Origin of the sequence: Pseudomonas chlororaphis, assembly GCA_001023535.1 — a bacterium.
Lineage (GTDB): Bacteria > Pseudomonadota > Gammaproteobacteria > Pseudomonadales > Pseudomonadaceae > Aquipseudomonas > Aquipseudomonas chlororaphis_E.
In genome coordinates, this window is sequence record CP011020.1 from 3020625 (window position 1) to 3040983 (window position 20359).

At 63.3% G+C, this 20359-nt stretch carries 17 protein-coding genes and 2 tRNA genes; 15 read left to right on the top strand and 4 right to left on the bottom strand.

Going from position 1 to position 20359, the window contains the following annotated elements:
* Positions 1–48 precede the first annotated feature (48 nt).
* From VM99_13355 to VM99_13380, 6 genes are all read left to right on the top strand, one after another.
* Positions 49–777 (top strand): amino acid ABC transporter permease, encoded by a 729-nt coding sequence (locus VM99_13355; protein AKJ99008.1) that lies wholly within the window; start codon positions 49–51, stop codon positions 775–777.
* Complete coding sequence (locus VM99_13360) at positions 774–1484, top strand: amino acid ABC transporter permease (protein ID AKJ99009.1); 711 nt, start codon at positions 774–776, stop codon at positions 1482–1484. Before VM99_13355 ends, VM99_13360 begins: the two co-directional genes overlap by 4 nt.
* 26 nt (positions 1485–1510) lie before the next feature.
* Positions 1511–2629 carry a succinylglutamate desuccinylase gene (locus tag VM99_13365; GenBank protein ID AKJ99010.1) on the top strand — a complete coding sequence of 373 codons (1119 nt, stop codon included), beginning with the start codon at positions 1511–1513 and terminating at the stop codon, positions 2627–2629.
* A gap of 13 nt (positions 2630–2642) precedes the next feature.
* Positions 2643–3407: an amino acid transporter gene (locus VM99_13370; GenBank protein ID AKJ99011.1), complete on the top strand. Its 765-nt coding sequence runs from the start codon at positions 2643–2645 to the stop codon at positions 3405–3407.
* 200 nt (positions 3408–3607) lie between these two features.
* Positions 3608–6094 (top strand): DEAD/DEAH box helicase, encoded by a 2487-nt coding sequence (locus VM99_13375; GenBank protein ID AKJ99012.1) that lies wholly within the window; start codon positions 3608–3610, stop codon positions 6092–6094.
* Positions 6094–6750 carry a DEAD/DEAH box helicase gene (locus tag VM99_13380; protein ID AKJ99013.1) on the top strand — a complete coding sequence of 219 codons (657 nt, stop codon included), beginning with the start codon at positions 6094–6096 and terminating at the stop codon, positions 6748–6750. The genes VM99_13375 and VM99_13380 overlap by 1 nt, the downstream gene beginning before the upstream one ends.
* Positions 6751–6763: 13 nt before the next feature.
* Here VM99_13380 and VM99_13385 read toward each other — a convergent pair whose 3' ends face one another.
* Both VM99_13385 and dcd read right to left on the bottom strand, forming a co-directional pair.
* Positions 6764–6970: a hypothetical protein gene (locus VM99_13385; protein AKJ99014.1), complete on the bottom strand. Its 207-nt coding sequence runs from the start codon at positions 6968–6970 to the stop codon at positions 6764–6766.
* A gap of 100 nt (positions 6971–7070) precedes the next feature.
* A complete protein-coding gene (gene dcd / locus VM99_13390; protein ID AKJ99015.1) occupies positions 7071–7637 on the bottom strand; it encodes a deoxycytidine triphosphate deaminase in 567 nt (188 codons plus the stop codon).
* 353 nt (positions 7638–7990) lie between these two features.
* Here dcd and VM99_13395 point away from each other — a divergent pair, with 353 nt between their 5' ends.
* Positions 7991–8200 carry a cold-shock protein gene (locus VM99_13395; protein ID AKJ99016.1) on the top strand — a complete coding sequence of 70 codons (210 nt, stop codon included), beginning with the start codon at positions 7991–7993 and terminating at the stop codon, positions 8198–8200.
* Between the two features lie 198 nt (positions 8201–8398).
* Here the strand turns inward: VM99_13395 and VM99_13400 are convergent, their stop codons facing one another.
* Positions 8399–9406 carry a peptide chain release factor RF-3 gene (locus VM99_13400; GenBank protein AKJ99017.1) on the bottom strand — a complete coding sequence of 336 codons (1008 nt, stop codon included), beginning with the start codon at positions 9404–9406 and terminating at the stop codon, positions 8399–8401.
* 161 nt (positions 9407–9567) lie between these two features.
* Between VM99_13400 and VM99_13405 the strand changes: the two genes are divergently transcribed.
* The 4 genes from VM99_13405 to VM99_13420 all read left to right on the top strand — a co-directional run bounded on the left by VM99_13405 (position 9568) and on the right by VM99_13420 (position 14340).
* Positions 9568–9921, top strand: a complete 354-nt coding sequence (locus VM99_13405; GenBank protein ID AKJ99018.1) for a DNA base-flipping protein YbaZ — start codon at positions 9568–9570, stop codon at positions 9919–9921.
* Positions 9922–9965: 44 nt separating this feature from the next.
* Positions 9966–11525 (top strand): permease, encoded by a 1560-nt coding sequence (locus tag VM99_13410; protein ID AKJ99019.1) that lies wholly within the window; start codon positions 9966–9968, stop codon positions 11523–11525.
* A 128-nt stretch (positions 11526–11653) separates the two neighbouring features.
* Positions 11654–13369 carry a proline--tRNA ligase gene (locus tag VM99_13415; GenBank protein AKJ99020.1) on the top strand — a complete coding sequence of 572 codons (1716 nt, stop codon included), beginning with the start codon at positions 11654–11656 and terminating at the stop codon, positions 13367–13369.
* A gap of 17 nt (positions 13370–13386) precedes the next feature.
* On the top strand, positions 13387–14340 hold the full coding sequence (locus tag VM99_13420; GenBank protein AKJ99021.1) for a lipoprotein: 954 nt from the start codon (positions 13387–13389) through the stop codon (positions 14338–14340).
* Positions 14341–14510: 170 nt separating this feature from the next.
* Here the strand turns inward: VM99_13420 and VM99_13425 are convergent, their stop codons facing one another.
* Positions 14511–15572: a DNA polymerase IV gene (locus VM99_13425; protein AKJ99022.1), complete on the bottom strand. Its 1062-nt coding sequence runs from the start codon at positions 15570–15572 to the stop codon at positions 14511–14513.
* Between the two features lie 282 nt (positions 15573–15854).
* On the opposite strand from VM99_13425, the gene VM99_13430 reads away from it, so the two are divergent.
* From VM99_13430 to VM99_13445, 4 genes are all read left to right on the top strand, one after another.
* Positions 15855–15931: transfer RNA gene (locus tag VM99_13430), tRNA-Met, on the top strand.
* A 235-nt stretch (positions 15932–16166) separates the two neighbouring features.
* Positions 16167–16243 (top strand) — tRNA-Met (locus tag VM99_13435).
* Between the two features lie 151 nt (positions 16244–16394).
* Positions 16395–19037, top strand: coding sequence for a membrane protein (locus tag VM99_13440; protein ID AKJ99023.1), 2643 nt, complete (start codon positions 16395–16397; stop codon positions 19035–19037).
* Positions 19037–20329 carry a virulence factor family protein gene (locus VM99_13445; protein ID AKJ99024.1) on the top strand — a complete coding sequence of 431 codons (1293 nt, stop codon included), beginning with the start codon at positions 19037–19039 and terminating at the stop codon, positions 20327–20329. Before VM99_13440 ends, VM99_13445 begins: the two co-directional genes overlap by 1 nt.
* Positions 20330–20359: the final 30 nt, after the last annotated feature.

The window sequence follows — 20359 nt, forward strand, 5'->3', positions numbered from 1 at the left end:
CCATCCGGTTCCGGGTGGGCGCTTTTTTCCTGCCAAAGGCAATTTTCCATGTTCGAACAACTCCTACAAAATCTGGGGCTCTCGGCCTTCAGCCTGCAGGGCTTTGGCCCGCTGCTGATGCAGGGCACCTGGATGACCATCAAGCTGGCGGCCCTGTCCCTGCTGCTGAGCGTCGTGCTCGGGTTGCTGGGCGCCAGTGCCAAGCTGTCCAGCGTCAAACTGTTGCGAATTCCTGCCCAGCTCTACACCACATTGATTCGCGGCGTGCCGGACCTGGTGTTGATGCTGCTGATTTTCTACAGCCTGCAAACCTGGCTGACCTCCTTTACCGACTTCATGGAATGGGAATACATCGAGATCAACCCATTCGGCGCCGGGGTGATTACCCTGGGCTTCATTTACGGCGCGTACTTCACCGAGACCTTTCGCGGCGCGATCCTCGCGGTGCCCAGGGGCCAGGTCGAAGCCGCCACCGCGTACGGCCTCAAACGAGGCCAGCGGTTTCGCTTCGTGGTGTTTCCACAAATGATGCGCTTCGCCCTGCCGGGTATCGGCAATAACTGGATGGTGATGCTCAAGGCCACCGCCCTGGTGTCGATCATTGGCCTGGCCGACCTGGTCAAGGCGGCCCAGGATGCCGGCAAGAGCACCTACCAACTGTTCTATTTCCTGGTACTGGCGGCATTGATCTACCTGTTGATCACCAGCGCCTCCAACTTCATCCTGCGCCGGCTTGAACGCCGCTACGCCGCCGGAGCCCGGGAGGCCGTGCGATGATCGAACTCTTGCAGGAGTACTGGCGACCGTTCCTCTACAGCGACGGCGTCAACGTCACCGGCCTGGCGATGACCCTATGGTTGCTCAGCGCCTCGCTGCTGATCGGCTTCGTGGTGTCGATCCCGCTGTCCATCGCCCGGGTTTCGCCCAAGCGGTCCATACGCTGGCCGGTGCAGTTCTACACGTACCTGTTCCGGGGCACGCCGCTCTACATCCAGTTGCTGATCTGCTACACCGGCATTTACAGCATCGCGGCGGTACGCGCCCAGCCCGTGCTCGACAGCTTCTTTCGCGACGCCATGAATTGCACGATCCTTGCCTTCGCCCTGAACACCTGCGCCTACACCACGGAGATCTTCGCCGGGGCGATTCGCAGCATGAACCACGGGGAAGTGGAAGCGGCCAAGGCCTACGGCCTGACCGGCTGGAAGCTGTACACCTACGTGATCATGCCGTCGGCGTTGCGGCGCTCGCTGCCGTACTACAGCAACGAAGTGATTTTGATGCTGCACTCGACGACCGTGGCATTCACCGCTACCGTTCCTGACGTGCTGAAAGTGGCCCGGGACGCCAACTCGGCGACGTTCCTGACGTTCCAGTCATTCGGGATCGCCGCACTGATCTACCTGACGGTCACCTTCGCACTGGTAGGCCTCTTCCGCCTCGCCGAACGCCGATGGCTGGCCTTTCTCGGGCCGACCCACTAGGGCCCTGTTCCAGGACATACACCCACATGCGCCACCAGATCCATGACCTGCAGGCCCCCGTACCGGGGACCGCACGCAAGATCCACAGCTTTCACTTCGGCCCGGAAAAAGCCGCCGGCAAAATCTACATCCAGTCGTCCCTGCACGCCGATGAACTGCCCGGCATGCTGGTGGCCTGGCACCTCAAGCAGCGCCTGGCGGAACTCGAAGCGTCGGGCCACCTGCGCTACGAGATCGTGCTGGTGCCGGTCGCCAACCCCGTCGGCCTTGAACAAGTGCTGATGGACGTGCCGCTGGGTCGCTACGAAACGGAGAGCGGGCAAAACTTCAACCGCCGCTTCGTCGACCTGAGCGAAGAGATCGGCAACGAAATCGAAGAACTGCTCACCGACGATCCGCAGCACAACCTGATGCTGATCCGCACCAGCCTGCGCGATGCCCTCGCCCGGCAGACCGCCGGCACGCAGTTGCAATCGCTGCGCCTGGCGCTGCAGCGGCTGGCCTGCGACGCCGACATGGTGCTGGACCTGCACTGCGACTTCGAAGCCGTGGCCCACCTGTACACCACCCCGCAAGCCTGGCCGCAGGTCGAGCCGCTGGCCCGCTACATCGGCGCCGAGGCCAGCCTGCTGGCCACTGATTCGGGCGGCCAGTCGTTCGACGAGTGCTTCACCCTGCTCTGGTGGCAACTCAAGGAACGCTTCGGCGAGCGGTTCGAGATCCCCCTGGGCAGCTTTTCGGTCACCGTGGAATTGCGCGGCCAGGGCGACGTCAACCATGGGTTGGCGAGCCTCGACTGCCAGGCGCTGATCGAATACCTGATCCGCTTCGGCGCCATCGACGGCGAACCGATGCCCATGCCCGAGCTGCCCTATCCCGCCACGCCGCTGGCCGGTGTCGAGCCGGTGGCGACGCCCGTGGGTGGCCTGCTGGTCTACAGCGCACTGCCTGGCGAATACCTGGAGGCGGGCCAGTTGATCGCGGAAATCATCGACCCGATCAACGACACCGTCACCCCCGTTCATTGCCGTAACGCCGGGCTCATGTACGCCCGTTCGCTGCGCCGCATGGCCACCGCCGGCATGGTGATCGCCCATGTCGCCGGTGCCGAAGCCTACCGCAGCGGCTACCTACTTTCGCCTTGAGGATGCCTGTTCCATGTACAAACTGACCATCGAAGGCCTGCACAAAAGCTACGGCGAACACGAGGTGCTCAAAGGCGTTTCGCTCAAGGCCAAGACCGGCGACGTCATCAGCCTGATCGGCGCCAGCGGCTCGGGCAAGAGTACCTTCCTGCGCTGCATCAACTTCCTGGAGCAACCCAACGACGGCGCCATGAGCCTGGACGGCCAGGCAGTCCAGATGATCAAGGACCGCCACGGCATGCACGTGGCCGATGCCGATGAACTGCAGCGCATCCGCACACGCCTGGCCATGGTGTTCCAGCACTTCAACCTGTGGAGCCACATGACCGTGCTGGAAAACATCACCATGGCGCCACGCCGGGTGCTGGGGGTCGACCGGCAGGAAGCCGAGGCCCGTGCCCGTCGCTACCTGGACAAGGTCGGCCTGCCCGCGCGAGTCGCCGAGCAGTACCCGGCGTTCCTCTCCGGCGGCCAGCAACAGCGCGTGGCCATCGCCCGCGCCCTGGCGATGGAGCCGGAGGTGATGCTGTTCGACGAGCCCACCTCGGCGCTGGACCCGGAGCTGGTGGGTGAAGTCCTGAAGGTGATCCAGGGCCTGGCCGAGGAAGGCCGGACCATGATCATGGTGACCCACGAAATGAGCTTCGCCCGCAAAGTCTCCAACCAGGTGCTGTTCCTGCACCAGGGCCTGGTGGAAGAGGAAGGCGCGCCGGAAGACGTGCTGGGCAACCCCAAGAGCGAACGGCTCAAGCAGTTTCTCAGTGGCAACCTGAAGTAGGCCTGGCAACGCATCACCCGTGGCGAGGGAGCTTGCTCCCGCTGGTTCTGACAGACACACCGCAAAGGGACGCTGCGCGTCCAGCGGGAGCAAGCTCCCTCGCCACAAGAACCTCGCGCTTAAACAATCTGCTTCGCGTAAAACCTTTGGCGCCCTGCCGTGGTCTTTGAAACAGGACTTCCAGGGCGCGCGCGGCAGGCATGGCGACATCCAACGACTTCGCAAGACAGTGGTTCAGTGCCCGGGGCTGGAAACCGTTCGCCTTTCAGAAACAGGTGTGGAACGCGGTCAAGCGAGGGGAGTCCGGGTTGCTGCACGCCAGCACCGGTGCCGGCAAGACCTACGCCGTCTGGTTCGCGGCCCTCAACCGCTTCGCCCGCCCCGCGCCACCGCCCGACAAGCCGCGCAAGCGCAAACCGCCGGCCGAACCGCTGACAGTGCTGTGGATCACGCCGATGCGCGCCCTGGCCGCCGACACCGGCAAGGCCCTCGAAGCGCCGTTGGTGGATTTGCAACTGCCCTGGAGCGTCGGCCTGCGGACCGGCGACACCGGTGCCAGCGAGCGGGCCCGGCAAAGCCGGCGCCTGCCCACGGCCCTGATCACCACGCCCGAAAGCCTGACGTTGATGCTCGCCCGCGCCGATGCCCAGGCGGCCACATCGACGCTGCGCATGGTGGTGGTGGATGAATGGCACGAGTTGATCGGCAACAAGCGTGGCGTGCAGTTGCAATTGGCGCTGGCCCGTTTGCGCCACTGGCATCCCGACCTGATCGTCTGGGGCGTGTCCGCCACGCTGGGGAATCAGGAACACGCCGAGCAGGTGTTGATCCCCCGGGGCGATGGGATCAGCGTGCAGGGCGCCGACAGCAAGGCCCTGCGGGTCGACACCCTGCTGCCGCCTACCTTGGAACGCTTTCCCTGGGCCGGGCATATCGGCCTGAAGATGCTGCCCCAAGTGGTGGCAGAGATCGACGCCAGCAGCAGTTGCCTGGTCTTCACCAATACCCGCGCCCAATCGGAAATCTGGTACCAGGCCATCCTTGAAGCCAGGCCCGACTGGGCCGGGCTGATCGCCCTGCACCACAGCTCGCTGTCCCGCGATACTCGGGACTGGGTGGAGCGCGCACTGAAGGAAGGCCAGCTCAAGGCGGTGGTCTGCACCTCCAGCCTCGACCTGGGGGTAGATTTCCTGCCGGTGGAACGGGTGCTGCAGATCGGCTCGGCCAAGGGCGTGGCCCGGCTGATGCAACGGGCTGGACGCTCCGGCCATGCGCCGGGACGGACCTCACGGGTCACCCTGGTGCCGACCCACAGCCTGGAGTTGATCGAGGCCGCGGCCGCCCAGGACGCCGTGGCCCAACGGCGTATCGAGCCCCGCGAATCGCCCCACAAACCCCTGGACGTGCTGGTGCAACACCTGGTCAGCATGGCCCTGGGCGGCGGTTTCGTGCCCGAAGCGCTGTTCGAGGAAGTGCGCGGCGCCTGGGCCTATCGCGACCTGAACCCGGCCGAATGGGCCTGGGCGCTGGCCTTCGTGCGCCACGGCGGCCTGTCGTTGACCGCCTACCCCGACTACCGTCGGGTCGAACCGGATGAGCACGGCATCTGGCGGGTCCCCGACGCCCGCTTGGCCCGGCGCCATCGCATGAGCATCGGCACCATCGTCAGCGATGCCAGCCTGCAATTGAAATTCTGGAGCAAGGGTGGTGGCGGCAAGACCCTGGGCAGCGTGGAAGAAGGCTTCATCGCCCGCTTGCGGCCCGGTGACGGCTTTCTGTTCGCCGGGCGCCTGCTGGAACTGGTCCGGGTCGAAGACATGACCGCCTATGTGCGCCGCAGCCAGGCAAAAAAAGCCGCCGTGCCGCGCTGGAACGGCGGGCGCATGCCGCTTTCCAGTGAACTGGCCGCTGCTGTCGTGGCCCGCCTGAGCGAAGCGGCCCAAGGCCGTTTCGAAGGCCCGGAGATGCAAGCCGTGAAGCCGCTGCTAATGACGCAACAACGCTGGTCCGGCTTGCCCACGCAGGGCTCGCTGCTGGCGGAGGCGCTCAAGTCCCGGGAAGGCTGGCACCTGTTCCTGTACCCGTTCGCCGGCCGCCAGGTTCATCTGGGGCTGGCGAGCCTGCTGGCCTGGCGGGTGAGCCGGCAACAGCCGGTGACGTTTTCCATTGCCGTGAACGATTACGGCCTGGAACTGCTCAGTGCCACGCCGGTGGACTGGTCGGTGTGCCTGACGCCTGGGCTGTTGAGCACTGATCACCTGCTGGCCGACGTACTCGCCAGCCTGAACGCCGGCGAACTGGCCTTGCGCCGCTTTCGTGAAATTGCCCGCATCGCCGGGCTGGTATTCGCCGGTTACCCCGGCGCGCCCAAGAGCACGCGCCAAGTCCAGGCCTCCAGTGGCCTGTTCTTTCAAGTGTTCAAGCAGTACGACGCCGACAACCTGCTGCTGGCCCAGGCCGGGGAAGAAGTCTTGCGTGAAGAATTGGATATCCGTCGACTGGAGCAGACCTTGGAACGCCTCAACGCCTTGACGCTGGACCTGCATGTCATCAAGCGCCCTACCCCGCTGGGATTCCCGCTGTTGGTGGAGCGTTTCAGGGAAAGCATGAGCTCGGAAAAACTCGCCGATCGCATCCGCCGGATGGTGAGCGAACTCGAAAAAACCGCCGATCGCGGTGACGCCTGATGCCCGCGCCCTACCCCGTCAACCTGGCCGGTGAAGCACTCTGGCTGCTGCCGGAAAAAGCCGTCTACTGGCCCGCCCAGGAAACCCTGATGGTGGCCGACGTGCATTTCGGCAAGGCCGCCGCCTACCGCAGCCTCGGCCAGCCGGTGCCCCATGGAACCACCGCCAGCAACATCGAGGTTCTGGATGACCTGCTGGCGCGCCTGCCCTGCCGGCAGTTGATCTTCCTCGGGGATTTTCTCCACGGCCCGGGCTCCCACGCGCCAGGCACCCTCAACGCCCTGGCCGACTGGCGCGGCAAGCATCCGCACCTGGCGATGACGCTGATTCGCGGCAACCATGACAAGCGGGCCGGCGACCCGCCCGCCGCGCTGAACATCCGCGTGGTGCCGGAGCCTTTGCTGCTGGGCCCTTTCGCCGTACAGCACGAACCCGATCCCCATCCCAGCCGACACGTCCTGGCCGGGCATGTGCATCCGGTCTATCACTTGAGGGGCAAGGGCCGGCAACGCTTGCGCCTGGCCTGCTTCCGGCTGGGCAGCGACATCAGCCTGCTACCGGCCTTCGGCGCGTTCACGGGGGGCTATCGGGTCGAGCAGGACAACGATTGCAGGATTTTCGTCATTGGCGATAACGAAGTATGGCCCGTCAATTGACGGGCCATACGGATCAGGCAACGGGCGCTGGAGGCGGCTCATCCGGCAGGGTGGGCTCGCCGGGCTCGGTGGGCTGTTCGTTGGGAGTATCGGGATCAGGCTGGCCGGGGATACCACCCGCCGCTTCAACGGGATGGGCTAGCAATGACCAGGCCATGACGCCAATCTGATTGGGCTCAAGCCTTGCCAGTTCGGCACTGATTCGCGGATCGATCTTCATAGAGCAACTCCTGAGCGAAGGCCCGTTTCGCTGACGCAAAAACGGGCAGTACACCCAATAGAGTGTCTGCCCGCCCAGGAATTCCCACTGTTCGTCAGAATCAGGTCCGCGGCAGTGTCACGCCGCGCTGGCCCTGGTACTTGCCGCCACGGTCCTTGTAGGACACTTCGCACTCTTCATCGGATTCGAGGAACAACATCTGCGCCACACCCTCGTTGGCATAGATTTTCGCCGGTAGGGTCGTGGTGTTGGAGAATTCCAGGGTGACGTGGCCTTCCCACTCGGGTTCCAGCGGCGTGACGTTGACGATGATGCCGCAGCGAGCATAGGTGCTCTTGCCCAGGCAGATGGTCAGGACATTGCGCGGGATGCGGAAGTACTCGACGGTACGGGCCAGGGCGAAGGAGTTCGGCGGGATGATGCAGACGTCGCTCTTGATGTCGACGAAGCTTTTCTCATCGAAATTCTTCGGATCGACGGTGGCCGAATTGATGTTGGTGAACACCTTGAATTCGTCGGCGCAGCGCACGTCGTAGCCATAGCTGGAGACGCCGAAGGAAATCAGCCGGTCGGGGCCTTCGCCACGCATCTGGCGCTCGACGAAGGGCTCGATCATGCCGTGCTCTTGCGCCATGCGGCGAATCCACTTGTCCGATTTGATGCTCATGGCGGGTTCCTGAATAGCGAGGTGGAAAAAAGACGTCCGGCATCTTACCGGGGCATGGGGCCGGGTTCAAAGCGCGGGACGCAAATCTCGCCGATCCGCCGGGATTTCCAAGGGCTGGCGACCCGCGCCTTGGCCGTCAGTCACCAAAACCGAGAAACCTTCGCAAAGACCATTGGCACGTTCCGGAAAAAGGGTTAAGGTGGCGTCACTGTGCTGCTTGTGTCACTGAGAATCTCTACACGATATGTTGAATTTCGATCCAACCATCTACAAGAATTTTTCCTGCTCTTTGCACTCAGTCTCGGCCAGGGTTCTTCCTGAGTCGCAGTTATCTTTGTTCAAGGAGTTACACCATGTCTAATCGCCAAACCGGTACCGTTAAGTGGTTCAACGATGAAAAAGGCTTCGGCTTCATCACTCCACAATCCGGTGACGACCTGTTCGTTCACTTCAAAGCTATCCAATCCGACGGCTTCAAAAGCCTGAAAGAAGGCCAACAGGTTTCTTTCATCGCTACCCGCGGTCAGAAAGGCATGCAAGCTGAAGAAGTACAAGTTATCTAACTTGTCCTTGCTTTAGTAAAAAGCCCCGCCCTCAAAAGCGGGGCTTTTTTGTGCCCGAGTGTTTTGTTCAAGCGCATAAAAAACCTGTGGGAGCGAGCTTGCTCGCGAAAGCGTTGTACCAGCCACCATAAAAGGTACTGATCGAACGCTTTCGCGAGCAAGCCCGCCCCCACAGGAGAGGATGGCTTCAGGCCGGCGTTACCAGGTCACGCCAAACCCCGCCGTATAGCGGGTCTTGCTCAGGTCGCTGTCCTCGGTCCCGTCGATGACATCCTTCTCGGCCTTGAGGTTGAGCGACGCCCAATCGGTGACCTTGTAGCGCAGGCCCATCTCGGCGTCGTAGGCGTATTCGGCCACGCCGGACAGCGGCTTGCCCACCTCGCCATTGGTGAAGAACTCGACACGCTTGCCAATCAGGTAGCGGTTGTAGTCCCACTTCATGGCCACGGAATAGAAGTTGTCCTTGCCACCGTCTCGGTACTCGTAGTCCGTGCGGTTGAGCAGCGAGCCCAGCGAGAACGCCCCCAGCTCGTCGTCCCAGAACTGGTAGCCCGGACCGGTACCCACCACGCGTTGACGGGCCAGGTCCTCGACCTTGTCACGCTTGTAGTTGAGTCGCCCCTGCCAGAACCACTTATCCGTCAGGAACCGGTCCAGGGAGTATTCCAGGCGCCAGTTGTCGGTCGACACCACGTCATCCTGGAACTCGCGGTTGTATTCGCCTTCGGCGTTATGCCGCCATCGGCCATGGCGCGCCGAGGTCTTGAAGTCGATGTCGTAATCGTCGGTATCGTTTTCCGCGCGCTTGTAATCCAGCGCGGCATCGATATTGCCTTTCCAGACGAGGTCTTCGACCACCGGCTTGGGCTTGAGGATCTGCTGGATACTGGCCAGCTCGACGGTCTTGGGCGCCTCGCCATTGGCCAGCGTCACCTTGCCATCCTCGGCCGCGTGCAGCGCCTTGGCCTTCTCGCCGGTGTAGGCATCCTGTTTGACCAGCAGTTGCTGGTCGCTCTCCAGGGTCTTGACCTGTTTCCAATCAATGGGAACCGCCCCGGCGTAATCGGTCTGGATCAGCAATTTGCCGCCATCGAAAACGGTGATCTTGCCGCTGAGCTTGTCGCCGTTCTTCAACCAGACAGTGTCGGCGAGCAAGGGCATGGAGGCGCTGGTAACAGCTAGGCACAGCAGGGTTCTGGACAACATAAGCGTATAAAGAGCTCAAGTTTGCGATAAAAAGGCGGCATTATCCCCCAGGACGACACCTTAGGAACGACTGACCCGAGTATTTCGAATGAGTTCATTTCTCAATCGTCCCTGTAGGAATTAATCTACAGACGGGCACTACCTCATCAGGAATCCAACCCGTGACCGATACCCCAGCGGCGCCCGAGAATGCCGCCCAGATTCGCCGCACCACCCTGTACCTGACCCTGGCCCAAGTGCCCGCCGGCAAGGTGGTCACCTACGGTCAACTGGCTGAAATGGCGGGCCTGGGCCGGGCTGCGCGCTGGGTGGGGCGCACGCTCAGCCAACTGCCGGACGACACCAAGCTGCCCTGGCACCGGGTCCTGGGCGCCGGCGGTCGGATCAGCCTGCCGGTGGGCAGCGCGTCAGGGGACGAACAACGCGCGCGCCTGCGCACGGAAGGGATCAGTGTCCTGAACAATCGTGTTGATATTCAGCGCCATGGCTGGCGCCCGGTAGAGCACAGCGGTTAGAGTGCGCGCTTTGTTTTCGCAATTTTTGAGGCAGACTCCAGCCCATGCCCCGTAAAACCTGGCGCGCCGCCCTCGCCGCCTATGCCAGTCCCTCGACGCTCGTGCTGTTGCTGCTTGGCTTCGCTGCCGGCTTGCCGTACATGCTGGTGTTTTCCACGCTTTCGGTCTGGTTGCGCGAGGCCGGCGTGGCTCGCGAAACCATCGGTTACGCGAGCCTGATCGGCCTGGCGTACGCCTTCAAATGGGTCTGGTCGCCGCTGCTCGACCAATGGCGCCTGCCGCTCCTGGGCAAGCTCGGGCGCCGCCGCTCCTGGCTGGTGCTCTCCCAGGCACTGGTGATCCTGGGCCTGGTGGGCATGGGCTTCTGCGACCCACAAAAACACCTGTCCTGGCTGATCGCGATCGCGGTGCTGGTCGCCTTTGCCTCGGCCACCCAGGACATCGCCGTCGACGCTTACCGCCTGGAGATCGCCGACGACACCCGCCAGGCGGCCCTCGCCGCCAGCTACATGTCCGGCTACCGCGTCGCCGCGCTGCTGGCCACCGCTGGCGCGCTGTTCTTCGCCGAAGGCTTCGGTTCCACCGGCTTCAGCTACAAGCACTCGGCCTGGGCCGGCACCTACCTGCTGTTCGGCGTGCTGATGGTGCCGGCGCTGCTCACCTCGCTGTTCATGCGCGAACCGCCGGTGCCGTTGCGCACCCAGTTGCAAGCCGGGCGCTACACCTTTGCCCATCAACTGGCGTCGGTGTTCGTGCTGATCATCTTGCTGGTGTCGGTGCCGGCGATGTTCACCCAGCTCTACAACACCGATTTTGCCAGCGTGCTGTTCGAGGGCGTCAGCCTGCTCGACCTGCTGCTCGAAGACCGCGCCTTCCTGCGGGCCATCCTCTATATCATCCTGACCTCCCTGTGCCTGTCGGCCATGGGCCGACGCGGGCTGGCGCCCGTGCTCACGCCGGTCAACGACTTCATCCTGCGCTACCGCTGGCAGGCCTTGCTGCTGCTGGGCTTGATCGCGACCTATCGGATGTCCGACACGGTGATGGGGGTCATGGCCAACGTCTTCTACATCGACCAAGGCTTCACCAAGGACCAGATCGCCAGCGTCAGCAAGATCTTCGGCCTGATCATGACCCTGGTCGGCGCCGGCATGGGCGGCCTGCTGATCGTCCGTTTCGGCATCCTGCCGATCCTGTTCATCGGCGGCGTGGCGTCGGCCGCCACCAACATCCTGTTCCTGATGCTCACCGACATGGGCGCCAACCTGAAGATGCTGATCGTCACCATCTCCCTGGACAATTTCAGTTCCGGCCTGGCGACTTCGGCCTTCGTCGCCTACCTGTCGAGCCTGACCAACCTGAAATTCTCCGCTACCCAGTACGCCCTGCTCAGCTCGATCATGCTGTTGCTGCCGCGCCTGATCGGTGGTTATTCGGGGGTGATGGTGGAGAAGTTCGGCTACCACACCTTCTTCCTGATCACCGCCCTGCTCGGCGTGCCAACCCTGGTGCTGATCGCCCTGCACTGGTTTCAGGAGAACCGGCGCCAGCAGGCGGCGCCAGCCGCGGAGCCGACGCCGACCCGCCCGGCGCAAGAGTCGTAGGAAACGTCAGCAGACGCCGTTGAAACCGGCGTTTGCACCCGGCGACCGCCCACGCGCCTGTACGCCAGGGCATCTCGCCCGTACAATGCTCCGTCACTTCTAGTCTCAGCAACCGACAACGGCCAACCATGCGCACCAGTCAATTTTTGCTCGCCACACAGAAAGAAACGCCTTCCGACGCCGTCGTGATCAGCCATCAGTTGATGCTGCGTGCCGGCATGATCCGCAAACTCGCCTCGGGCCTGTACACCTGGCTGCCGATGGGCCTGCGGGTCATGCGCAAGGTCGAAGCCATCGTCCGCGAAGAAATGGACGCCGCCGGCTCTCTGGAAGTGTTGATGCCGAGCACCCAACCGGCCGAGCTGTGGCAGGAATCGGGGCGCTGGGAAGAGTATGGCCCTGAGCTGCTGCGCATCAAGGACCGTCACGGTCGCGACTTCTGCGCAGGCCCTACCCACGAAGAAGTGATCACCGACCTGATGCGCAACGAGTTGAGCAGCTACAAGCAGTTGCCCATCAACCTGTATCAGATCCAGACCAAGTTCCGCGATGAGATCCGCCCACGCTTCGGCCTGATGCGCGGCCGCGAGTTCATCATGAAGGACGCCTATTCGTTCCACGCCGACCTGGCTTCGCTGCAAGTCACCTACGACCGCATGCACCAGGCCTACTGCAACGTGTTCACCCGCCTGGGCCTGAAATTCCGCCCAGTGGAGGCCGACAACGGCTCGATCGGCGGCGCCGGCTCCCACGAGTTCCACGTGCTGGCCGAGTCTGGTGAAGACGACATCGTCTTCAGCAATGGCTCCGACTACGCCGCCAACATCGAGAAAGCCGAAGCCGTGCCACGGGAAACCTCCCGCGCCGCGCCGAGCGAAGACTTGCGCCTGGTGGACACGCCGAACGCCAAGACCATCGCCCAACTGGTGGAAGGCTACAACCTGCCGATCGAACGCACCATCAAGACCCTGATCGTGCGGGCAGAAGAAGCCGGCAAGCTGATTGCCCTGATTGTCCGTGGCGACCACGAGCTGAACGAAATCAAGGCAGCCAACCAGCCAGGCGTCGCCAGCCCGCTGGTCATGGCCACCGAGGCCGAACTGCGCGACGCCATCGGCGCCGGTGCCGGTTCCCTTGGCCCGCTGAACCTGCCGCTGCCGATCATCATCGACCGCTCGGTTGAACTGATGAGCGACTTCGCCATCGGCGCCAACCAGGACGACAAGCACTATTTCGGCGTGAACTGGGAACGCGACCTGCCGGTGCCCACCGTGGCCGACCTGCGCAACGTCGTGGCCGGCGACCCGAGCCCGGACGGCAAGGGCACCCTGGAAATCAAGCGCGGCATCGAAGTCGGGCACATCTTCCAGCTGGGCAACAAGTACAGCAAGGCGATGAAGTGCGAAGTGCTGGGCGAGAACGGCAAGCCGGTCACCCTGGAAATGGGTTGCTACGGCATCGGCGTGTCCCGCGTGGTCGCCGCCGCCATCGAGCAGAACAACGACGACAAAGGGATCATCTGGAGCGACACACTGGCGCCTTTCCAGATTGCCCTGGTGCCGCTGCGCTACGAGACCGACCTGGTTCGCGAAGCCACCGACAAGCTCTACGCCGAACTGACGGCTGCCGGCTTCGAAGTGCTGCTGGATGATCGCGACAAAAAAACCAGCCCCGGCATCAAGTTCGCGGACATGGAACTGATCGGCATCCCGCACCGGATCGTCGTCAGCGACCGCGGCCTGGCCGAAGGCAACCTGGAATACAAGAGCCGCACCGAGGCCGAGCCGCAAGCGCTGCCGGTCGCCGACGTGCTGTCTTTCCTCCAGGCCCGTATCCGCCGCTGAGACCAGATAGAGACGTCATGTTCAAGCGAAACACCTTAGGCCTCGGTGGCGCCGCCCTGTGCGGCGCCCTGCTGGTCAGCGGCTGTGCCAACCAGATGTCACAACGCAGCGAGCACGAAGAGCGGGTCGAGCGCAAATTGCTCGACCACAGCTTGCAGATCGACGTGGGCGAACCCAAGGTGCTCGACCTGCCGCAGCGTCGGGTGCGCATCAATGAGCAGAAGACCTTCGAAGTCACCGAGTTCGAGGTCACGCGCCATTACGACCGCTATACGCCTTACCAACCCTGGCGGGAGGTCTACGAGATCCCGCTGGGCGCGGTGGCCGTGGTGGCTGGTATCGGCGCGAACGTGGTCAACGTGTTCGCCCTGGGCAACCTGCCGGACACCGTGACCCGTGACTGGCTCAGCTACGGTGTCGCCGGTCTCAACCCGTTCATGAACGTCCCCTCCCACGGCCGCGCCCAGCAGAACCTGGCGGGCATCGACGAAGTCCAGCGCGACAAGCGGACGGAGCACTCGAGCCTGCCCTGGAGCGAACGTCCGGTAGAGGTCAAGGCCGCCCGGCAGACCTTCGAGCTGAGCACCGACCGCAATGGCGTGCTGCGCCTGAACCTGCTGGAAAGCCCGTTCGCCGAGCAGGACCTGAGCCAGTTCGGCAAGTTGCAGATCAGCGTGACCGACGCCCAGGACGAGGTCCATACCGACTCATCCCTGAGCATCAGCAGCACGTTGCGCAGCAAGCTGGTGGAAGCGCATGCACTGATCTACGACGACCTGGAAGACGACGAGGTGAGCCAGTGGGTGCATCGGGTCAAGCGCCTGTCGGAATTGGGGCTTGAAGAAGAAGCCAGCGAACTGGAACAGAGCCTGATCGAACTGACGCGCAACGATCCGGAACTGCAGACCGAGTTCATGAAGGCACTGACCAAGGATGGCGGCCGGCTGGTTGCGGATCCCGGAGCCCATTGACCTCTCTGTGGCGAGGGAGCTTGCTCCCGCTGGGCTGCGCAGCAGCCCTAAAACAGATGACCCAACTTATCTGAAACATCCCGGTGATCGGGTTGAGGGCCGCTACGCGGCCCAGCGGGAGCAAGCTCCCTCGCCACAAAAGCGCCTCTGCGCTGTTCTGTTCGGCAACCTCACCGCTCAAACAACTCCAACTGCTCGAACCCTCCACGCAAATCTTCCAGCCGCACCCCTATCCCCAATAACCGCACCGGCTTGCCGCCACGGTTGAAGGCCTGGGTCAGCAGCAGTTGATAGCTGCCCAGATCCCGCCCTGCCCCGGCCTGTTCGAGGGTGGTCTGGGTGAAGTCGTGGAATTTGACTTTGACGAACGGCTTGCCCGGGCGGTAACTGCTGTCGATCCGGGCCATTCGGCCGCTGAGGGTTTGCATCAGCTCGGGCAGCTTGTCCAGGCAGCTCGCCAGATCAGGCAGGTCGACATCGTAGGTGTTTTCCACACTGATGGACTGCCGCCGGCTGTCATTGTGCACCAGGCGCTCGTCGATCCCACGGGCCAGGCTCCAGAGTCGCTCGCCGAAACTGCCAAATTCGCGCACCAGCGCCAGCTTGTCCCACTGACGCAAGTGCAGGCAATCCATGATGCCAAGCCTGTTCAACTTGTCGGCGGTGACCTTGCCGACTCCGTGGAGCTTGCTCACCGGCAGGGCCGACACGAAGTCCTCGACCTGGTCGGGGGTGATCACGAACAGCCCGTTGGGCTTTTTCCAGTCGCTGGCGATCTTGGCCAGGAACTTGTTCGGTGCCACACCGGCAGAGACCGTGATGTGCAACTGATTGGAAACACGCCGCCGGATGTCCTGGGCGATGCGGGTGGCACTGCCGCCGAAATGGGCGCTGGCGGAAACGTCCAGATAGGCCTCATCCAGCGACAGTGGTTCGATCAGGTCGGTGTAGTCGCTGAAGATCGTATGGATCTCCTTCGACGCTTCGCGATAGGCATCCATGCGCGGCTTGACGATGGTGAGGTCCGGGCAGAGCTTCAAGGCATGCCCGGACGACATCGCCGAGCGCACGCCATAGGATCGCGCTTCGTAGTTGCAGGTGGCAATCACCCCACGCCGATCCGCCGAGCCGCCCACCGCCAGGGGTTTTCCGGCCAGCCGCGGGTCGTCGCGCATTTCGATGGCGGCATAGAAACAGTCACAGTCGACGTGGATGATCTTACGTTGCGTCATAGCGAAGCGGAGCGTGGGACGAGTCGGGCCACCAGTATCGCACCCATACCTGTATATAGCACCAGTAGTACGGAAAGATCGTTCGCCGGAACTCGAAAAGCCCTACATAAATGTGTTTTTTTAATCGCAACAAACGCCTCGATAGAGCGCGAGCCCTTGCCAGGCCTGCGTCACAGCGCGGTCGGCGTCCGCGCAGCCTGGCTAAGCGCTTGAAGCTGAAGAGATTTTTTGAACGTCGGGGTTGACACCTACGCGTTCCCCTGTAAAATGCCGCCTCACAGACGCGGGATGGAGCAGCCTGGTAGCTCGTCGGGCTCATAACCCGAAGGTCGTCGGTTCAAATCCGGCTCCCGCAACCAAACATCAAAAAAGGTCATTCGAAAGAATGGCCTTTTTTGTGCCTGGAAGTTTTTGCAGGCCCGCCACCATTTCCCTGTGGGACTGGGGCTGACCTGGAAACCCAGGCTGCAGGAAAATTTCCTTTTTGATTTCGCGCATTTACCTGCATCGCATGGGAACTGGCCACTTGTTTGACCCTAACCTCGTTTAACGGTTGACACTCAGGCGTTCGCCTGTAGAATGCCGCCACACAGACGCGGGATGGAGCAGTCTGGTAGCTCGTCGGGCTCATAACCCGAAGGTCGTCGGTTCAAATCCGGCTCCCGCAACCAAATATCAAGAAAGGCTGCTCGAAAGAGCGGCCTTTTTTGTGTCTGCTATAAAAGGCTACATTACAAATTTTTTGTAATTATTTTCTGCCGCAGGGATTGGTAACTTGGCTGGATACCCCCATCCTGTCGCGCATAGCTCAAGAGGTGATTGATGCGCGCCCACTCGTCTGACCCGCAAGACTCTGTTACCGCGACACAACCGATCAAGGCCGAGCGATTGCGCTGGCTGGATCGGATCAGCCAGTACCGTCAGCCTATCGGTCTCGCCATCACGCTGCTGTTGTTTGCGATTGCATTGATTGCCTGCCGCCACTTGCTTAGCGAGCTCGATCTGTACGCGTTGCACGACTCGATCCTGGACGTGCCTCGCCCGGCCCTGCTCGGAGCCTTCGCCGCCACGGCGGTCGGCTTCGTCATTTTGCTGGGCTACGAATGGTCAGCGAGCCGCTACGCGGGAGTGACGCTGCCTCCACAGACGCTGATCCTGGGCGGATTCAGCGCATTCGCCATCGGCAATGCGATTGGCCTGTCGTTGTTGTCGGGCGGTTCGGTTCGCTACCGCCTGTACGCACGCCATGGCCTGGGCGCAGCGGACGTCGCCCACATGACGCTGTTCGCCAGCCTGTCCCTGGGTTGCGCACTGCCGCCTCTGGCAGCCTTGGCCACCCTCAGCGACCTGCCCTCCGCCTCGGCCGCGCTGCGCCTGCCTGCCACCCTGCTCGGCGCGATTTCCGTGGCGGTGCTGCTGCTCACCAGCGTGCTGGCCATCGGCATCTATCGTCGGCGCCTGCCAGACCAGCCCCATCGCGACAGCCTGCTGGTCAAGGCCGGGCGCCGCACCCTGCGCCTGCCGGGCCGCCGCCTGACCTTCCTGCAACTGGTCATCACCGCACTGGATGTCGCGGCGGCCGCCACCGTGCTGTATCTGTTGCTGCCCGAGGCGCCACCGTTCGGCGCGTTCCTGCTGGTGTACCTGCTGGCCCTGGCGGCCGGCGTGCTCAGCCATGTACCGGGTGGCGTCGGCGTGTTCGAGGCCATCCTGCTGGCCGCGTTCGCCGACAAGCTGGGGGCCGCGCCGCTGGCCGCCGCCCTGCTGCTCTATCGCCTGATCTACGTGTTGCTGCCGATGCTGGTGGCGTGCGTCCTGCTGCTGGTCAACGAGGCACAACGGCTGTTCCAGACGCGCCAGACGTTACGCGCCGCCTCGGGCTTCGCCGCGCCGATCCTGGCGGTGCTGGTGTTCCTGTCGGGCGTGGTACTGCTGTTTTCCGGCGTGACCCCGGAGATCGACACCCGGCTGGAGCACATCGGCTTCCTGATCCCCCATCGCCTGGTGGATGCCTCGCACTTTGGCGCCAGCCTGGTGGGCGTATTGTGCCTGCTGCTCGCCCAAGGCCTGCGCCGGCGCCTGTCCGCCGCCTGGATGCTGACCACCGTGTTGCTCCTGATGGGTGCCCTGCTTTCGCTGCTCAAGGGCTTCGACTGGGAAGAAGCTACGTTGCTGACCCTGACCGCCGCCCTGCTGGCAGTGTTCCGGCGCTCGTTCTATCGCCCCAGTCGCCTGACTGAGCTGCCCTTCTCGCCACTGTTCCTGATCGCCAGCCTCTGCGTGCTCGGCGCCTCGATCTGGCTGCTGCTGTTTGCCTACCAGGACGTGCCCTACAGCCACCAACTGTGGTGGCAGTTCACCCTCGACGCCGACGCCCCGCGCGGTTTGCGCTCCCTGCTGGGGGCCGCGGTGCTGCTGGTGGTGGTGTCCCTGACCTGGCTGCTGCGCACCGCACGGCCGGTGATCCACTTGCCGACCCCGGAAGAACTGGAGCGCGCCAGGACGATCCTCATGGCCTCGTCACAGCCCGACGGCGGCCTGGCACTGACCGGTGACAAGGCGCTGCTGTTCCATCCCAACGACGCGGCGTTCCTGATGTACGCGCGCCGCGGCCGTAGCCTGGTGGCGTTGTATGACCCGATCGGCCCCACCCAGCAACGGGCCGAGATGATCTGGCAGTTTCGCGACCTGTGCGACATCCACCACGCCCGCCCGGTGTTCTATCAGGTGCGCGCCGAAAACCTGCCCTACTACATGGACATCGGCCTGACAGCGATCAAGCTCGGTGAAGAAGCGCGCGTCGACCTCAAGCGCTTCGATCTCGAGGCCAAGGGCAAGGAGATGAAGGATCTGCGCTACACCTGGAACCGTGGCAGCCGCGACGGCCTGTCGCTGGAAATCCACGAGCCGGGCCAGGCGCCGATGGATGAGCTCAAGGTCATTTCCGATGCCTGGCTGACCGGCAAGAACGTGCGCGAGAAGGGCTTCTCCCTGGGTCGCTTCAGCGACGACTACCTCAAGCATTTCCGCATCGCGGTGATTCGCTTCGAGGGTCGCCCGGTGGCGTTCGCCAACCTGCTGGAAACCCACAGCCATGAACTGGCCAGCCTCGACCTGATGCGCGCTCACCCCGAGGCACCGAAACTGACCATGGAATTCATGATGGTCGGCCTGATCCAGCATTATAAGAACCATGATTTCGCCCGTTTCAGCCTGGGCATGGTCCCACTGTCGGGCCTGCAACCGCGTCGTGGCGCGCCGCTGACCCAGCGCCTGGGCTCGATGGTGTTCCGCCGCGGCGAGCAGCTCTACAACTTCCAGGGGCTGCGCCGCTTCAAAGACAAATTCCAGCCTGACTGGGAACCTCGCTACATGGCCGTGCCCGCCGGACTCGATCCGCTGGTGGCCCTGGCCGATACCGCCGCCCTGATTGCAGGCGGCCTGACTGGACTGGTGAAACGCTGATGATGCAACGCTCCTGGCGATACGTAGTGGCCGCCCTGCTGGTGCTGGCGGTGATTCTCGGTGGCGGTTACTGGTACTGGAACCGCCCTGCCCCACAACCCACCCTGGAACAACTGACGCCCGCCGAGGGCGCCGCCATGACCCGGGTCATCCCCGGTACCAAGCCCCGTGCCCAGGTGCTGGTGGCGGTCAACGAAGACCAGAAGCTCAGCGACAGCCAACTGACGACCCTCAGCCGCAGTGGCTCGGCCCAGATTGTCCAGGTGATCCTGCCCAAGGACTGCATGCAGCAAGGGCGTGCCTTGCAAGCGGGCCTGCGCGAGCTCCAAGGCCCGGCCACGCTGGTCAGCGGCATCGGCCCGGGTGCCGTGCTCGCCTGGCGCTGGCTGGCCGAGCAGAAGGACGACAACGTCAAGGCCGTGTCGGTGGACCTGGCCCTGGAAAAACCCGGCTGCACCCACCTGCTGCCGAAAAGCGCGGCCCACGGTCACTGGCTGGTGGCCTGGAACGACAACCCCGACGACACCAGCGCCGGTTTCGTACGGGACCAGAAGAATGCCGAAACCAGCATCAGCGACTACGACATCAGCCTGCCGCAAGTGCTGAACAACGAACTGCGCAAGATCCTGGTCGGCGCCGACAAGGGCAAGGGTGGCCTGGCCATCCCGGTGGTCGAAGTGCCCGCCAGCCAGACACGGGACACCGTGACCCTGTTCCTTTCCGGCGACGGCGGCTGGCGCGACCTGGACCGCGACGTGGCCGATGAAATGGCCAAGATCGGCTACCCGGTGGTCGGCATCGATACCCTGCGTTACTACTGGCAGCACAAGAGCCCCGAGCAGAGCGCGGCGGACCTCGCCGAGCTGATGCAGCATTACCGCCAGATCTGGGGCACCAAGCGTTTCATCCTCACCGGCTATTCCTTTGGCGCCGACGTGCTGCCGGCGATCTACAATCGTCTGCCAGCCACCGAGCAGCAGCGGGTCGATGCGATTATCCTGCTGGCCTTCGCCCGCACCGGCAGTTTCGAGATCGAGGTCGAGGGCTGGCTTGGCAACGCCGGCACCGAAGCCGCCACCGGCCCGGAAATGGCCAAGCTGCCGGCCGAGAAAGTGGTGTGCATCTACGGTGGCGAAGAAGCCGACGAAAGTGGCTGCACCGACAAGACCGCCGTGGGCGAAGCCATCAAGCTGCCTGGTGGCCATCACTTCGACGAGAACTACCCGGCCCTGGCCAAGCGGCTGATCGACGAGATCAACAAGCGCCAGAACGCGACGACGTCCGAGCAGTGAGCTGATCGAGCCCGACAAAAAAGCCCTTGC

Excerpts from the sequence above, each read along its gene's own strand:
- VM99_13355 (AKJ99008.1), top strand. The coding sequence starts at position 49 with ATGTTCGAACAACTCCTACAAAATCTGGGGCTCTCGGCCTTCAGCCTG.
- VM99_13360 (AKJ99009.1), top strand. The coding sequence starts at position 774 with ATGATCGAACTCTTGCAGGAGTACTGGCGACCGTTCCTCTACAGCGAC.
- VM99_13365 (AKJ99010.1), top strand. The coding sequence starts at position 1,511 with ATGCGCCACCAGATCCATGACCTGCAGGCCCCCGTACCGGGGACCGCA.
- VM99_13370 (AKJ99011.1), top strand. The coding sequence starts at position 2,643 with ATGTACAAACTGACCATCGAAGGCCTGCACAAAAGCTACGGCGAACAC.
- VM99_13375 (AKJ99012.1), top strand. The coding sequence starts at position 3,608 with ATGGCGACATCCAACGACTTCGCAAGACAGTGGTTCAGTGCCCGGGGC.
- VM99_13380 (AKJ99013.1), top strand. The coding sequence starts at position 6,094 with ATGCCCGCGCCCTACCCCGTCAACCTGGCCGGTGAAGCACTCTGGCTG.
- VM99_13385 (AKJ99014.1), bottom strand. The coding sequence starts at position 6,970 with ATGAAGATCGATCCGCGAATCAGTGCCGAACTGGCAAGGCTTGAGCCC.
- dcd (AKJ99015.1), bottom strand. The coding sequence starts at position 7,637 with ATGAGCATCAAATCGGACAAGTGGATTCGCCGCATGGCGCAAGAGCAC.
- VM99_13395 (AKJ99016.1), top strand. The coding sequence starts at position 7,991 with ATGTCTAATCGCCAAACCGGTACCGTTAAGTGGTTCAACGATGAAAAA.
- VM99_13400 (AKJ99017.1), bottom strand. The coding sequence starts at position 9,406 with ATGTTGTCCAGAACCCTGCTGTGCCTAGCTGTTACCAGCGCCTCCATG.
- VM99_13410 (AKJ99019.1), top strand. The coding sequence starts at position 9,966 with ATGCCCCGTAAAACCTGGCGCGCCGCCCTCGCCGCCTATGCCAGTCCC.
- VM99_13415 (AKJ99020.1), top strand. The coding sequence starts at position 11,654 with ATGCGCACCAGTCAATTTTTGCTCGCCACACAGAAAGAAACGCCTTCC.
- VM99_13420 (AKJ99021.1), top strand. The coding sequence starts at position 13,387 with ATGTTCAAGCGAAACACCTTAGGCCTCGGTGGCGCCGCCCTGTGCGGC.
- VM99_13425 (AKJ99022.1), bottom strand. The coding sequence starts at position 15,572 with ATGACGCAACGTAAGATCATCCACGTCGACTGTGACTGTTTCTATGCC.
- VM99_13440 (AKJ99023.1), top strand. The coding sequence starts at position 16,395 with ATGCGCGCCCACTCGTCTGACCCGCAAGACTCTGTTACCGCGACACAA.
- VM99_13445 (AKJ99024.1), top strand. The coding sequence starts at position 19,037 with ATGATGCAACGCTCCTGGCGATACGTAGTGGCCGCCCTGCTGGTGCTG.